The organism is Streptomyces sp. NPDC107575 (assembly GCF_055657265.1).
This window is the reverse complement of the sequence record NZ_JBVKBG010000001.1, coordinates 44,591-58,668: the sequence shown is the minus strand read 5'-3', so window position 1 is coordinate 58,668 and position 14,078 is coordinate 44,591. Positions and strand designations below refer to the sequence as shown.

General features: G+C 73.0%; 11 protein-coding genes. 6 read left to right on the top strand and 5 right to left on the bottom strand.

Going from position 1 to position 14,078, the window contains the following annotated elements:
- Positions 1-10 precede the first annotated feature (10 nt).
- Positions 11-1,627 (bottom strand): apolipoprotein N-acyltransferase, encoded by a 1,617-nt coding sequence (gene lnt, locus ACZ7L4_RS00275; RefSeq protein ID WP_472098372.1) that lies wholly within the window; start codon positions 1,625-1,627, stop codon positions 11-13.
- A gap of 307 nt (positions 1,628-1,934) precedes the next feature.
- Between lnt and ACZ7L4_RS00270 the strand changes: the two genes are divergently transcribed.
- The gene (locus ACZ7L4_RS00270; protein ID WP_472098371.1) at positions 1,935-2,906 is read left to right on the top strand and encodes an O-antigen ligase family protein; all 972 of its coding nucleotides are present in this window, start codon (positions 1,935-1,937) and stop codon (positions 2,904-2,906) included.
- A gap of 21 nt (positions 2,907-2,927) precedes the next feature.
- On the opposite strand, the gene ACZ7L4_RS00265 is transcribed toward ACZ7L4_RS00270, so the two are convergent.
- Together ACZ7L4_RS00265 and ACZ7L4_RS00260 are read right to left on the bottom strand one after the other, a co-directional pair.
- Positions 2,928-3,491: a hypothetical protein gene (locus tag ACZ7L4_RS00265; RefSeq protein WP_472098370.1), complete on the bottom strand. Its 564-nt coding sequence runs from the start codon at positions 3,489-3,491 to the stop codon at positions 2,928-2,930.
- A gap of 77 nt (positions 3,492-3,568) precedes the next feature.
- Complete coding sequence (locus tag ACZ7L4_RS00260) at positions 3,569-4,354, bottom strand: glutamate racemase (RefSeq protein WP_472098369.1); 786 nt, start codon at positions 4,352-4,354, stop codon at positions 3,569-3,571.
- A 59-nt stretch (positions 4,355-4,413) separates the two neighbouring features.
- Between ACZ7L4_RS00260 and ACZ7L4_RS00255 the strand changes: the two genes are divergently transcribed.
- On the top strand, positions 4,414-5,577 hold the full coding sequence (locus ACZ7L4_RS00255; protein WP_472098368.1) for a glycosyltransferase: 1,164 nt from the start codon (positions 4,414-4,416) through the stop codon (positions 5,575-5,577).
- Between the two features lie 18 nt (positions 5,578-5,595).
- Here the strand turns inward: ACZ7L4_RS00255 and ACZ7L4_RS00250 are convergent, their stop codons facing one another.
- On the bottom strand, positions 5,596-6,762 hold the full coding sequence (locus ACZ7L4_RS00250; protein ID WP_472098367.1) for a TerD family protein: 1,167 nt from the start codon (positions 6,760-6,762) through the stop codon (positions 5,596-5,598).
- 266 nt (positions 6,763-7,028) lie between these two features.
- On the opposite strand from ACZ7L4_RS00250, the gene ACZ7L4_RS00245 reads away from it, so the two are divergent.
- The 4 genes from ACZ7L4_RS00245 to ACZ7L4_RS00230 all read left to right on the top strand — a co-directional run bounded on the left by ACZ7L4_RS00245 (position 7,029) and on the right by ACZ7L4_RS00230 (position 11,718).
- Complete coding sequence (locus ACZ7L4_RS00245) at positions 7,029-7,469, top strand: DUF6643 family protein (RefSeq protein WP_472098366.1); 441 nt, start codon at positions 7,029-7,031, stop codon at positions 7,467-7,469.
- A 76-nt stretch (positions 7,470-7,545) separates the two neighbouring features.
- The gene (locus ACZ7L4_RS00240) at positions 7,546-8,370 is read left to right on the top strand and encodes an MOSC domain-containing protein (protein ID WP_472098365.1); all 825 of its coding nucleotides are present in this window, start codon (positions 7,546-7,548) and stop codon (positions 8,368-8,370) included.
- 176 nt (positions 8,371-8,546) lie between these two features.
- Entirely contained in the window at positions 8,547-9,152 is a 606-nt protein-coding gene (locus ACZ7L4_RS00235; protein WP_450810394.1) for an Rv1733c family protein, read from the top strand.
- A gap of 160 nt (positions 9,153-9,312) precedes the next feature.
- Positions 9,313-11,718, top strand: coding sequence for a right-handed parallel beta-helix repeat-containing protein (locus tag ACZ7L4_RS00230; RefSeq protein WP_472098364.1), 2,406 nt, complete (start codon positions 9,313-9,315; stop codon positions 11,716-11,718).
- Here ACZ7L4_RS00230 and ACZ7L4_RS00225 read toward each other — a convergent pair.
- A complete protein-coding gene (locus tag ACZ7L4_RS00225; protein ID WP_472098363.1) occupies positions 11,688-14,048 on the bottom strand; it encodes a hypothetical protein in 2,361 nt (786 codons plus the stop codon). The genes ACZ7L4_RS00230 and ACZ7L4_RS00225 overlap by 31 nt on opposite strands.
- Positions 14,049-14,078 lie beyond the last annotated feature (30 nt).

Genomic DNA, 14,078 nt, shown 5'->3' with positions numbered 1-14,078 from the left:
ACAAGCCCCGTCAGGCGTCGGAGCGACGCCCCGCGCGGGCCCGCACGACGGCCCAGCCGAGACCTCCGACCCCGATGGCCACCAGCAACGCCTCGGGCCACGCGCCCGCGCGCGTGGCGAGCGTCTGCGACGTGCGCTTCGGGACATCGGCGAGCAGCGTGGCGGGCTCGAACATGCCGGTCTGCTGCGCGATCGAGCCGTCGGCCCGGATCACGGCGCTGACCCCGCTGGTGACCGGCACCATCACGGCCCGGCCGTGCTCGACGGCCCGCACCCGGTCCATGGCGAGCTGCTGGTACGTCATCTGACTGCGCTCGAACGTCGCGTTGTTGCTCGGCACGGACAGGATCTGCGCGCCCTCGCGGACCTGGTCGCGCACCGTGTCGTCGAACGCCGCCTCGTAGCAGGTGATGTTGCCGACCTCGGTGCCCGCCATGTCGAAGACGACGGGCTTCTTGCCGGGCACGAAGTTGCCCGCCCGGTCGACGTCCTTGCTGAAGATCCGGAAGAAGCTTCGGTACGGCATGTACTCGCCGAACGGCTGCAGGTGCCGCTTGTCGTACACGGCTCCGGGGCCCGTCTTGGGGTCCCACTGGATGAGCCGGTTGCGGGGCGTGCCGTCCTCGGCCGTCACCACGGCGCCCACCGAGATCGGCACCCCGACGGCCTGTGCGGCCCTGGTGATCTCGTCGTAGGCGTCCTGGTTGACGTACGGGTCGATGTCCGAGGAGTTCTCCGGCCACAGGACGAGATCGGGTCGCTCGACCTGCCCCGACTTGATCTTCGCGGCGAGCTTCATGGTCTCGCGCACGTGGTAGTCGAGTACGGCGCGGCGCTGGGCGTTGAAGTCGAGGCCCATGCGCGGAACGTTGCCCTGGATGAGCGCCACGCGCGCGGTGCCCGCCTCGGCGCCCGTCGCCACGAAGGGCATCGCGACCGCTCCCGCGACGACCGGCGCGACGGTGAACGCGGCGGCGGTGGCGATCCCCTTGTCCTTGAGGAGGCCCTTCAGGGACGACGCCCCTCGCGCCTTCCTGACCCGCAGGGCCAGCGCCCCGATCCCGAAGCCGCACAGGACCACACCGAAGCCGAGCAGCGGGGTGCCGCCCAGCGAGGCGAGCGGCAGGAACACCCCACTGGGCTGCCCGAACGCGACCTTCCCCCAGGGGAAGCCACCGAACGGGGCACGCGCGCGCAGCGCCTCGGACGCGATCCAGACCCCGCTGGCCCACAACGGCCACAGCGGAAGCCGCGACACATAGGCGATGCCCAGGCCGGCGAGCGACACCAGCAGTGCCTCCGCGGCGGCGAGCGCCAGCCACGGCAGCGGTCCGACGTCGACGCCGGTCCAGGAGAGGAGCGGCACCAGGTAGGCGAGACCGAAGGACAGGCCGAGCCCGAAGCCCGCTCTCAGCCGCCGTCCGTACACCGCCACGCCGAACAGCGCGAAGGAGATCGGCGCGAGCCACGGAAGCTCGCGCGGTGGAAAGCTCACGTACAGGAGCAGCCCGGCGATCACCGCGAGCGCGAAGGGCGCGAACCGCCGCAGGCGGGAGCGGACCCTCGACAGCGCCGACTGCTCTGAGGGCTCGTCCGACGGGGCTACGGGAGGTGCGGTGGCGGTCACCCGGGGAGTGTACGGCGCGGTGCTGTCACCCCGACATGCCGGTCGACACGCCCCAGGTGCGCCTTGAGGCGCATCGTTCCTGTGCAACACCGGTCCGCCACGGCACACCAGCGGTTACCGTGTGGCCCGGTTCCCGACAGCGCGGCCGCGTCCGGCCTGGCGTCCGGGGCCCGGCTACGTCGGGGGGCGACGGGTGGGTACGACGGGGTGGTCGACGGGTGCGGGGACGGACGGTGCGCTGCGGGAGCACCGCGGCGCCTCGGACGCCGTGGGGGTCGCGGTTCTCGGATGTTGTGCGGCGTGGTCGTTGATCAGCGCGACCGCGCGCGCGGGCAGACCGGAAGGGGTGCTCCTGGCGGTGCTCGCCGTGATCGCGGGGTACGCGTGCGGGCGCATCGGCGGGGCGCTCGTCCCGGTCGCCGCGTCCTGTGCGGTGGGGCTCGGCGGCCTGTGCCTCGCGCTCACCGCCCCGTACGCGGCGCCCGCACCGGATGTCGTGACGCCGCTCGGCCGGGTCGGTGCGACCGCGGCGCTGCTCGCCCTGTCGGCGGGAGCGCTGTGCTGCGCGGCCTGGGCGGCGCGGCAACAGGCACTGCGGTCCGTGCTGCACCTTCTGGCGGCGGGCAGCGTGGTGGTGGCCGCCGTCGTCGACTCCCCGGCCGGGATCACGGTGTGCGCGGGTGTCGTCCTGTGCTCGCTCGCGGCGGCCCGGCTGCGCAGCCGGGCGCTCGGCCTGGCGGGGCTCGGCCTGGCCACGGCGGTGGTGGCCGGCCTCGGTGTGGCGCTCGCCAAGGGCGTCCTGCCGGCCGGCCCGACGGACTCCCTGGAGACGTGGCTCTCACCCCGGCGGATCCTGCTGTGGCGCGACGCCGTCCATCTGGCCGAGGCGCATCCCGCCCTGGGCACGGGCCCCGGGCGCTTCGAGGACCTCAGTCCGACGCTCGCGCAGTCCCCGCTCTCCGACGGCAAGCCGCACTCCGCCGTCCTCCAGGTGGCGGCCGAACAGGGGCTCGTCGGCGTGCTGCTGCTCGCGGCGGCCTACTGCTGGCTGCTGTACGTCCTGTGGCGCTCAGCGCGCTCCACGCAGGTGGTGCTGGCGGCGGGTGCCGCCCTGACCGCGGTGGCCGCGATGGCGACGGTCGGCAACGCGCTCAGTTTCACGACCGTGACCGCGGGTGTGGGGCTGCTCGCCGGGATCGCCACGGCGGAACCGCTCGCGGACGGGCCGCCGGACGACGACGCGGCCGCCCCGGAACTGGTCCGGGGCGGCCGCGACTGAGTGTGTCGGACGGGGTACGGCTCAGAGGGCCGGGCCCGCGGCGGTGGGCTTCAGGCGGTCGCGGATGTGCCGCACCGCGCTCTCCGCGTCGTCCACGGTCACCGTGAACCTGCGGCCGTCGCCGAGGCGGAGCACCACGCCCTCGCCGCGCCGCACCACGACGGCCGTGCCGATCTCCGGGCGCCACCGGTAGCCCCAGCCGCCCCACTGCCGGGGCGTGACGCGGGGCGCGAAGTCGGCCTCGACCACATGGGCGAGCGGGATGCGGCGGCGCGGCAGACCGACGTGGCCGCAGCGCACTTCGAGGTGGTCCTTGTCGACCTTCACCGCCACGTGGAGGAAGGCGAGGGTGCCGAACAGGATGAGCAGGCCCACGGCGATCAGGCCGACCACGGACATGGCCAGGGCGAGTATGCCGGTGGCCCAGGAGTTGTCCACGGCCAGCTCGATGCCCAGGGCCAGGCAGGCGAGCCCGCCGCAGGCAAGGATCCACTGCACGCGGTTGTGTGCGCGGCCGGTCCAGATGTCGGCCGCGGGGGCGGAAGAGCGTCGCCCTGAGTGCTCGTCGGGGGCGTGTTCCCTCATGGAATCGAGCCTACTCATGTTCCGCGGGTCCGGCACCGGCTTGTGCGCCCCCGTGGGCCGAGCCGGTACGGGTCTGCTCAGCCCGCGTGGCTCAGCGCCCGCAGGTCGCGGCCCTCCGCGTAGGCCAGCGCCTCCTTCGGCAGGGTCTCCTCCCGGCCGCCCAGCAGCACCGTGAGCCGCCCGCGCGCTTCGGACGCAGCCCGCGGGCCCTCGCCGATCCGGCGCAGCGCCTGTGCGGCGACGGCGCCCGCGCTGCTGTGCAGGACGAGCGCCTCGGCGTCCGGCTGCTGCACAGCGGCGCGGATACGCTCCGCGACCAGCTCGTAATGGGTGCAGCCCAGGACGACGGCCCTTACATCACGGGGAGTGAGGGCGGCCGCGGCCTCGATGGCCCGGTCGATGCCCTCCTCGTCGGCCCACTGCACGGCGTCGGCGAGGCCGGGGCAGGGCACCTCTGTGACCTGGGCGCCGCCGCCGAAGTCCCGGATCAGCGTCTGCTGGTAGGGGCTTCCGGTGGTCGCGGGCGTGGCCCAGATGGCGACGGGGCCCCCGCCCGCCGCGGCGGGCTTGATCGCGGGGACCGTGCCGATGACCGGGATCTGCGGCTCGAGCCGGGCGCGCACCGCGGGCAGCGCGTGCACGGAGGCGGTGTTGCAGGCGATGATCAGCGCGTCCGGGCCCTGTGCGGCGGCGGCCTCGGCGACGGCGAGCGCCCGCTCGGTGACGTCCTCGGGGGTGCGCGGTCCCCACGGCATGGTGTCGGGGGCGGAGGAGAGCACGAGGTCCGCGTCGGGGCGCAGGCGCCGTACCGCGGCGGCGGCCGCGAGCAGTCCGATTCCGGAGTCCATCAGCGCGATCTTCACCCGGAAACCATAGACGATCGGTCCGACAATGCCCCTGCCGGTGGGGCAGACTGCGGCGGATGGACGTCGTTGTGTGGATCACCGCGGCTTCGCTCGCCGCATGGCTGTGGCTGCTGCTGTGCCAGGGCTTCTTCTGGCGTACGGACCTGCGCCTGCCGCCGCGCACCGAGCCCGCGAGCTGGCCGGACGTGTGTGTCGTGGTGCCGGCCCGCGACGAGGCGGAGGTGCTGCCGGACAGCCTGCCGTCCCTGCTCGCCCAGGACTATCCGGGCCGGGCGGAGATCTTCCTGGTGGACGACGGCAGTTCGGACGGTACGGGCGAGGTGGCGCGGACGCTGTCGGAGCGGCTGGGCGGGCTGCCCCTCACGGTCGACTCGCCGGGTGAGCCGCCCGCGGGCTGGACCGGGAAGCTGTGGGCGGTGCGGCACGGCATCGGCCTGGCACGCGCGCGTGGTCCCGAGTTCCTGCTGCTGACCGACGCCGACATCGCGCATGAGCCGGACAGCCTGCGGGAGTTGGTGGCGGCGGCGCGCACGGGCGGCTTCGACCTGGTGTCGCAGATGGCGCGGCTGCGGGTGGAGAGCGGGTGGGAGCGCCTTGTCGTGCCCGCGTTCGTGTACTTCTTCGCGCAGCTGTACCCGTTCCGTTGGATCGCGCGACAGGGTGCGCGCACGGCCGCGGCGGCGGGCGGCTGTGTCCTGCTGAGCGCCGATGCGGCCGAGCGGGCGCGGATCCCGGACGCGATCCGGCAGGCGGTGATCGACGACGTGTCGCTCGCGCGGGCCGTGAAGCGGTCGGGCGGGCGCATCTGGCTGGGCCTGGCCGAGCGCGTCGACAGCGTGCGGCCGTATCCGCGCCTCGCTGACCTGTGGCGGATGGTGTCGCGCAGCGCCTACGCACAGCTGCGGCACAACCCGCTGGTGCTGCTCGCCACCGTGCTGGGGCTCGCGCTGGTCTACCTGGTGCCGCCGGTGGCACTGGTCGTCGGCCTGGCGCTGGGCAGCACGCCGGTCGCGCTGCTCGGCGCGCTCGCCTGGGCCGTGATGGCGGGAACGTACATCCCCATGCTGCGCTACTACCGGCAGACGCTGTGGCTGGCACCGCTGTTGCCGTTCACCGCGCTGCTGTACCTCCTGATGACGGTGGATTCCGCCGTGCAGCACTACAGGGGGCAGGGCGCTGCCTGGAAGGGGCGCACGTACGCCGCGCCCGACCGCGGGTGAACAGCCGACCACGGCACGCTATTTGCGGCCCCGCGTCCAGTTCATGTTCCACCCGTAGGCGCGGTCCACGGTGCGCTGCGGGCTGACGCCCCGGTCCGGGACGAGATAGCGGGCCTCGCGCCGCACGGTCAGGTCGCCGCCGCCGTCGTTCGTGAGCAGGGCGAGCGCGCACACCGTGGAGGGCACCGTGCACTCGTCCAGGGAGAAGTCGATCGGCGCTCCGTGCGCCGGTCGCAGCGTGACCGTGGCGTGCAGGTCCGCGAAGCTGCGCGCGCCTTCGTAGATGGTCACGAACACGAGGATGCGGCGAAACGCGTCCGCGCGGTCGAGGTTGATGGTGAGGTTCTCACCGGCATCGAGGCTTCCGCTGCGGTCGTCCCCGTCGAGGTGGATGTACGGGGCCTGCCCCAGCGCCCCGAAGGCGTTGCCGAGCGCCTGCACCACCCCCTTGCTCCCGTCGGCGAGTTCGTACAGGGCGCACAGGTCGAGATCGAGGTCCCGGGCGCGCCTGCTCCCCCGGCCGCCGAACTGTTTGCGCACCTGCCAGTTGAGGTTCACGCGCAGGGCGCCGGACGTGCCGCCCTGCTTCGCGAGGGAGACGGTGGGCGAGGACTTCGTCAGCGTGACCTTGGTCAGTCGCACCGGTGGCGCCGACGGCGCCGGCCCCGGTTCGTCCACCGTGATGCCGTAGTCCGTCGCGAGGCCCGCCAGGCCGCTGTCGTAGCCCTGGCCAACGGCCCTGAACTTCCAGGCTCCCTGACGGCGGTACAGTTCACCGAGGACGAAGGCCGTCTCCACCGTCGCGTCCGCGCTTTCGTAGCGGGCGATCTCGGATCCGTCCGCCGCGTCGACGATGCGGACGTACAGGCCCGGCACCTGTCCGAACGCCCCGCCGTCCGCGGACGCCGCGAGGACCACCCGCTCGATGGCGGGCTCCACGCGCGCGAGGTCGACGAAGAGGGTGTCCGTGACGGTGTCCCCGCCGGTGGACCTGCCCTCGTGCCGCACCGCTCCGGACGCGTGCGTCGGCTGGTTGTAGAACACGAAGTCCGCGTCGGAGCGGACCTTCCCGGAAGCGAGCAGGAGCGCCGAGGCGTCGACGTCGGGCACACCCGGACCTGAACGTCGGCCCAATTCGACGCGTACGGCCGAAGCCGGTACGCCGACATTCGCTCCTTTAGCCATTGTCATGTCCGCCCCAAACGCCCGCCCTCGGCTTACCGGCCAACATATTCCCTGGAGCCTTCCGGCTCCCAGAGGCCCGTTCGAAGATCACTGGCCAACCGCCGGTAACCCCCCGAAATCTTGGGCCCTACAGGAAAACTGCCCCGGGCGACGACCGTTTTCCCCAAGTTCGCTCGCATTGAGGACGCGCGGTCACACACGACACGCAAAAGAACCCTCTTATCGGTCTACCCCAACGACCACATCGTGGGCTTAACTTATGTGTCATGACCTCCCCCCGCTCCACATATGGCGGCGGTTACTACTCCGCGCCGTCCTTCCCGGACACTCCGATCTACGACTCTCTCGTCGCGGAACGGGGTACTCCGCAGATCGCCCCGATCCGGGTTCCCTCCGCGTACGACAGCAACAGCCACCTGCCGGCGCTGCCGGCCGCGCTGCCCGCGCTGCCGTCGGCGCACTCCGCGCCCGCGCCGCAGTACGGCTATCCGCATCCGCAGACCGCCCCGATGCAGGCGGCCCCGGCCCCGTACATCCCGCAGCAGGCGAGCGCCCCGCGCGGCTATCCGGGCCAGCAGGTCCAGCAGCCGCAGCGTCCCGCGCCCGGCCCCGCGACCGGCTACGAGGCGATGCGCCCGGCCACGCCGCGGCCCGCCCCCGCGCCGTACGAGGATCCGTACAACCGCCAGCAGTACCGCGGTTACTGACCCAGCACGGCCGGAACACCCCGGCCCACCACAGCAGCCACGGGCGATGTCCGTGGCTGCTGGCAGAATTACCGGCATGTCGCAGCCAGCAGTCAGTTCGATCCATGTCCACCCGCTCAAGGCGGTCCAAGGGCACGCTCCGAGTGAGTCCGTCGTGGAGCCGTGGGGCCTGGCCGGAGACCGGCGCTGGGTGCTGGTGGGCGCGGACGACAAGATCGTCACCCAACGGCCGCATCCGCGCCTGGCGTTGGCCGCCGCCGAGCAGCTGCCCGGCGGCGGCGTTCGCGTGTCGGGCCCCGGGATGGACCCGCTGACCGTCGCGGTGCCCGAGCCCGGCGGGACGACCACGATCGAGGTCTGGTCGGACAAGGTCGAGGCGGTACCCGCCGACCGCGCGGCGCACGCGTGGTGGAGCGCGTACCTCGGCACCGAGATACGCCTGATGCACCTGGACGACCCGGCGTCCAGACGCCCCATCGACCCGCAGTACGCGCGCCCGGGCGAGACCGTGAGCTTCGCCGACGGTTACCCGCTGTTGCTGACGACACTCTCGTCCCTCGACGCACTCAACTCCTTGATCGCTCAAGGTGACCACGCCGACGAGGGCCCGCTGCCGATGAACCGGTTCCGGCCGAATGTCGTCGTCTCCGGCACGCCGCCGTGGGCGGAGGACGACTGGACGCGCATCGCGATCGGCGAGGTCACCTTCCGCGTCGCCAAGAAGAGCGGCCGCTGCGTGGTCACGACGACGAACCAGCAGACCGCGGAGCGTGGCAAGGAGCCCCTGCGCACGCTGGCCCGGCACCGCCGCTTCGGTGATCAGCTGTGCTTCGGCACGAACCTGGTACCCGAATCGACGGGCACCATGCGTATCGGAGATCCCTTGACCATCCTCGAATAACCGTCACCCGGTCGGGGAACCCGGCGCCGCGGCATGCTCGTTGAGAGACAATGGCAGTGTCGGAAGCGCCGGTGGGCAGGGGCGAGCAAGCCAGGTGACGTCGCTCTCTCTTCTCTTCTCCGGCATGCGGGCGCTGCCGTTCGGGGTTATGACAGACCCGGAAGGGGGTGCAGACCGTGCGAGCGTTGATCGGGCTCTGGCGCTGGCGCCACAATCCCGTGTGCCGCGGGACGGACCTGGCGGAGGCCTGGGTCGCCCTGGTCGCACTGTTCCTCATCGTCGTCGCCGCGCCGGTGACCGGTGTCGTCGCGGGATCCATGGCGCGTGACGCCCTGTACCGCTCCGTGGAGGAGCAGCGCAGCATGCGTCACGAGGTGACCGCGACCGTGGTGCACAAGGTGGCCCAGCCGCCGCTGGACCCGGACCCCGAGACCTCCACGGCGCGTGACGCGCACACACGCGTGGTGGCGACCTGGAAGGCTCCGGACGGTTCCGTCCGGCAGGACCGCGTCGTCGCCGCCCTCACCACTCCGCACCGCGGCGACAAGTTCCCCGTGTGGACCGACGACCAGGGCCGCGCCGTCGGCCGTCCCCTGGACCGGCCCACCGCCGCCACGCACGCGGCGCTCGCCGGATTCGGCGCGGCCGTCGCCGTCACCGGCCTGGTGGAGGGCAGCAGGCGCCTGATCCTGTGGCGCATGATGCGCCGCCGGTACGCGCGCTGGGACAGCGCCTGGGACATCGCGGGACCCGACTGGGGCAGGACCGGCACGGGCAGCTGACCGCTCTCCACAGGCTCGCGGCTCTGGTCAACTCCCGTGCTCCGCGCACGCTACGGTGGAGCCACCTTTTGGCAGGCAGAGCACAGGAGGAAGCCAGGAACGGCGCCCCGGGAGGCGCGCCCACTTCCTGCGTACGACGAGGTGGGGGCAGATCAGCGCCATGGCACAGGGCTCGGTCCAGGTGACGCACGCCGGTACTTCGCGGTGGCGGCGCCGCACGGGTGAGTACGCGTCGCTGGCAGCCGCCGTGGAGGCGGCGACCGACGGGGACGTGCTGACCGTGGCCCCCGGTACGTACCGGGAGAACCTGGTGCTGCGGCGTGCGATCACGCTGCGTGGCCCCGAGGGCTCCCCCGGTTCCGTGCGGATCGCTCCCGCGGACGGCGTCCCCGTGACCGTACGGGCCTCCGCGACCGTCCGTGACCTGCACGTCGAGGGTCAGGACGCGGCGGCGCCCGCGCTGCTCGTCGAGGAGGGCGCTCCGGAGATCGTCGGCGTCCGTGTGGTGACGCGGTCCGCGACCGGCGTCGAGGTGCGCGGCGGCGCCCGGCCCACGGTGCGCCAGTGCACCGTCGACAACCCCGGCGGCATCGGCATCGCCGTGCTCGACGGTGGGGGCGGCGTGTTCGAGGAGTGCGAGGTGGTCTCCGCCGGGCAGGCGGGCGTCGCGGTGCGCGGGGGCGCGCATCCGCGGCTCGAGCGCTGCCGCGTGCACCACACGTCGGGCGCGGGCCTCTCCGCGACCGGTGAGCACTCCGGCCTGGAGGCCGTGGGCTGCGAGGTGTACGAGGTCAAGGGGTCCGGTGTGCAGATCACCGGGCGGGCTGCCGCGCACCTGACCGACTGCGATGTGCACCGCACCACCGGGGACGGCGTCACGCTCGACACGGACGCGGTGCTCACCCTCGCCGACTGCCGCGTGCACGACGTTCCGGAGAACGCGATCGACCTGCGCTCCCGGTCCGTGCTCACGCTGACGCGCTCGACCGTGCGCCAGTTCGGGCGCAACGGGCTCTCGGTGTGGGACCCCGGCACGCGCGTGGACGCCAACCAGTGCGAGATCCACGACAGCACGGGCGACTACCCGGCCGTCTGGGTCAGCGACGGCGCGACGGCCGTGCTGGAGTCCTGCCGGGTGCACGACGTTCCGGACGCGCTGTTCGTGCTGGATCGCGGCTCGCGCGTGGACGTCGTCGACAGCGACCTCTCCCAAGTCCGCAACACGGCCGTGTCGGTGAGCGACGGGGCCACCGCCCAGCTCGACGACTGCCGCATCCGCGAGGCCGCGACGGGCGCCTGGTTCCGCGACCACGGCAGCGGCGGGACGCTCGCCAACTGCACGGTGGACGCGACGCAGACCGGCGTGATCGTCACGAAGGGCGCGGACCCCACGATCGAGCGCTGCACGGTCACGTCCCCCACAGAGGCCGGCTTCTACGTGTCCGCGGGCGGCCGGGGCTCCTTCCACGGCTGCCGGGTCACGGACAGCGGCGGCTTCGGCTTCCACGTCATCGACGGCTGCCGTACGAGCCTCAAGAAGTGCCGCACGGAGCGGTGTTCGCGCGGCGGCTACGAGTTCGCCGAGGACGGGCCGCTGATCGACGACTGCACGAGCGACGAGAGCGGCGGCGTGCGCGCCGGCGCTGCGGCGGCCCCGCAGCCGGCGGTGCAGACCGCGACACAGACCGTCGGCCTGCTCAGCGCCGTGCCCGACCAGCGGCCCGTGGCGGCCCCTCAGACGCCCGCGAAGGAGTCCCGCACGTCCAAGCTCGTACTCGGCGAACTCGACGCCCTGGTGGGCCTGGAGAGCGTCAAGCGCGAAGTGCGCGCGCTCACCGACATGATCGAGGTGGGCCGCAGGCGCCAGGAGGCGGGCCTCAAGGCGGCCTCCGTGCGGCGGCACCTGGTGTTCACCGGCTCCCCCGGCACCGGCAAGACGACGGTGGCGCGCCTTTACGGCGAGATCCTCGCGACGCTCGGCGTCCTCGGCCAGGGACACCTCGTAGAGGTGTCGCGTGTGGATCTGGTCGGCGAGCACATCGGCTCCACCGCGATCCGCACCCAGGAGGCCTTCCAGCGGGCCCACGGCGGCGTCCTGTTCATCGACGAGGCGTACGCCCTGTCCCCCGAGGACTCCGGGCGCGACTTCGGCCGCGAGGCGATCGACACGCTCGTGAAGCTGATGGAGGACCACCGCGACGAGGTCGTCGTGATCGTCGCGGGCTACACCGCGGAGATGGAGCGCTTCCTGTCCACCAACCCCGGTGTGGCCTCCCGCTTCTCACGGACCATCACGTTCTCCGACTACGTGCCCGAGGAACTGCTGCGCATCGTGGAGCAGCAGGCCGACGAGCACGAGTACCGGCTCGCCGACGGGACGCCGGAAGCACTGCTCAAGTACTTCACGGCGCTCCCGAAGGGGCCCGCGTTCGGCAACGGTCGCACCGCGCGTCAGACGTTCGAGTCGATGGTCGAGCGGCACGCCGGCCGGGTCGCCCAGCTCGACGCCCTGGACACCGACGCGCTCACGCTCCTCTACCCGGAGGACCTGCCGGAACTGCCCTGAGCCTCGGCCCGCCCCTGGTCCCCCTCGGGTCGCTGCTGCGGCACGCCCTGCTTGAGGCGGGCGAGCAGCCGGGCGCGTTCCTCGGCGAAGACCGGGTCGGCCTGGTAGTCGCTGTGGCCCAGGATCGGTGCGGGCAGCGGGTGTTCGGCGGTGCGTCCGTACGCGAGCGGATCCTGGAGCGCCGGGTGGTCGACCTGGGGTCCGCACTCTCCGGACAGCTTGATCGGCCCGCCGATGGGGTCGGTCTCGCGGTGCAGGTTGCGCCAGCAGTCGACCTGCCGGTGCAGCGACGCCAGCGCCTCGGGGCCGAACTGGGCCGGGAACCAGCGCCCGTAGAGCCGCTCGAGCGGTGATCCGTAGGTGAGCAGTCCGACGCGCTTCCTTACGGAGGGGTGCAGTTGCCAGGCGGCCGCGGCCGCGAGGACGCTGCCCTGGGAGTGGCCCGACAGAATGAGCCGTCCTCCGGTGGCCTGCGTCCAGGTGGCCATCCGCCAGGTCAGGTCGGGGACGGCGCGCTCGGCGTAGCACGGGGGCGCGAAGGGGTGCGCGGCGCGCGGCCAGAAGGTGCCCACGTCCCACAGGATGCCGATGGTGCGGCGTGCGGAGGCGTCCTTGTAGGCGCGGCGTCCCCAGGTGACGAAGAGTATGAAGCCCAGGCCGATCAGCCAGGAGCCCAGCGCCTGCGCGGCCTCCGCCGCCCCCTCCACTATCGCGTACGAGCCCTGGAACGCCGTCGCCGGCACCTTCCCGGTCGTCCACGCGCCGACCACGGCCAGGGCGCCGAGCAGCAGCGTCACCGAGGAGACCACGCCGATCATCACCGGCGCCTTGTCGGTGAGGGCGGCACGCGCGCGCGTGCCCGCGATGCGGGCCGTGCGGTGCGCGTCCGGGGGTTCGGCGGTGGCGCCCGGCTTCTCGTCGAGGTGGTAGTCGGCCGCCACCTGCGCCGTCTCGCGCTTCTTGATGCGGGCCGTGCGCAGGGCCAGTGCGCCGCCCAGGACGGCGAGCACGATCAGCAGCGGCGGGATGACGGAGGCCTGCCAGGACAGCAGCACGGGCGGGCCCTTGATCAGTCCGCTGGTGCCGTCCAGCCAGTCGGCCACGCGCTGCGCCACGCCACCGGTCATCACGCCGCCCAGCGCGCACGCGAGCATTGCGGTGGCCGGGCCGCCGAGGCCCCGCAGTGCGGTGCGCGGGTCGCGGGCCGTGCGGTAGATGGCGTGCGCGACGCAGGACAGGACGAGCACGAGCGCGCCCTGCACGAGGGCGATGCCGCCGAAGCTCAGGTCTCCGGGCAGCCGTCCGGAGGAGTGCCATCCGGGCCGCGACCAGGCCGCGTACACCATGGTCACGACGAGCAGGGCGAGCGCCGCGTAGGGCAGGGCGCGCACCACCGTGCGGTCCAGGGTGTCGTCGACGCGGCTCTCGCTGCGGCCGCGGCGCACGATGACGCCGATGACGGCGAGCGTGCCGAGGATCAGCGCGCCGACGATCACCCAGCCCAGCACGGCGAGCAGGGCGGGCCCGCCGGGTGCCCGGTCGAAGCGGGCCGCGGACGTGCCGACGGCCGCGGCGACCGTGAGCAGCGCGGCCGCGGTGTGCGCGGAGCGCAGCCGGGCCACCAGGCGGCGCCCGTACCAAAAGCCGGGCCTGCCAAGCGCGTTGTCGATCTCGCCGTCGGTGGGCTCGGGCATGTGCGGCAGCGGGCGCTGTGTCTCGTACGCGCTCCAGGTGCGGTGCGAGAGGTACCAGAGCAGGCCCGCCAGAGCGCTCGGGACGAGCGAGGCGAGCGCGAGGCGGCGGCCGGGTTGGCTCCACCAGCCGTCGGCGAGGAACTCCAGCCAGGAGTGGCGGGAGACGCAGGCCGACGTGCCCGCGCACTGCCAGGCCGCCAGGTCCAGGGCCACCTCGCACGCGGCGCCGACCAGCAGCACCGTCAGGGTGAGCGAGAGGAGCCGGACGAGCAGGCCGTACAGGCGTACGGTGCGCGTCCAACGGCGGGCGTTGGGGCGCATCCAGTGCGACAGGTTCACCACCATGAAGGGCAGCAGCAACAGCCACAGCGCCCGCGAGCCGTTGCCCGACGTGAGGTTGCACCACACGTACGCCTCGGGGACGGGCTTGCCCCGGTAGTCGTCCGGGCGCGTCTCCGCGTCGGCGTCCTCGCCGCGCCGGAAGACCGCCGCCGTGTCGTCGCCCGACACCCGTACCGGTTTCGGGTCGTCGAGCATCTCTTGTGGAGTGGTGCCGCCGACTCCGTGGACGAGGAGTTCCAGGGCGGTCTGCTGGTCGTGCCCGTGTGTCTGTTCGTGTCCGTGCGTCGTGCTCATGTGTCCCCCGTTTCCGCAACACGACCAGGA

Excerpts from the sequence above, each read along its gene's own strand:
- ACZ7L4_RS00265 (WP_472098370.1), bottom strand. The coding sequence starts at position 3,491 with ATGAGGGAACACGCCCCCGACGAGCACTCAGGGCGACGCTCTTCCGCC.
- ACZ7L4_RS00255 (WP_472098368.1), top strand. The coding sequence starts at position 4,414 with ATGGACGTCGTTGTGTGGATCACCGCGGCTTCGCTCGCCGCATGGCTG.
- ACZ7L4_RS00250 (WP_472098367.1), bottom strand. The coding sequence starts at position 6,762 with ATGGCTAAAGGAGCGAATGTCGGCGTACCGGCTTCGGCCGTACGCGTC.
- ACZ7L4_RS00245 (WP_472098366.1), top strand. The coding sequence starts at position 7,029 with ATGACCTCCCCCCGCTCCACATATGGCGGCGGTTACTACTCCGCGCCG.
- ACZ7L4_RS00240 (WP_472098365.1), top strand. The coding sequence starts at position 7,546 with ATGTCGCAGCCAGCAGTCAGTTCGATCCATGTCCACCCGCTCAAGGCG.
- ACZ7L4_RS00230 (WP_472098364.1), top strand. The coding sequence starts at position 9,313 with ATGGCACAGGGCTCGGTCCAGGTGACGCACGCCGGTACTTCGCGGTGG.
- ACZ7L4_RS00225 (WP_472098363.1), bottom strand. The coding sequence starts at position 14,048 with ATGAGCACGACGCACGGACACGAACAGACACACGGGCACGACCAGCAG.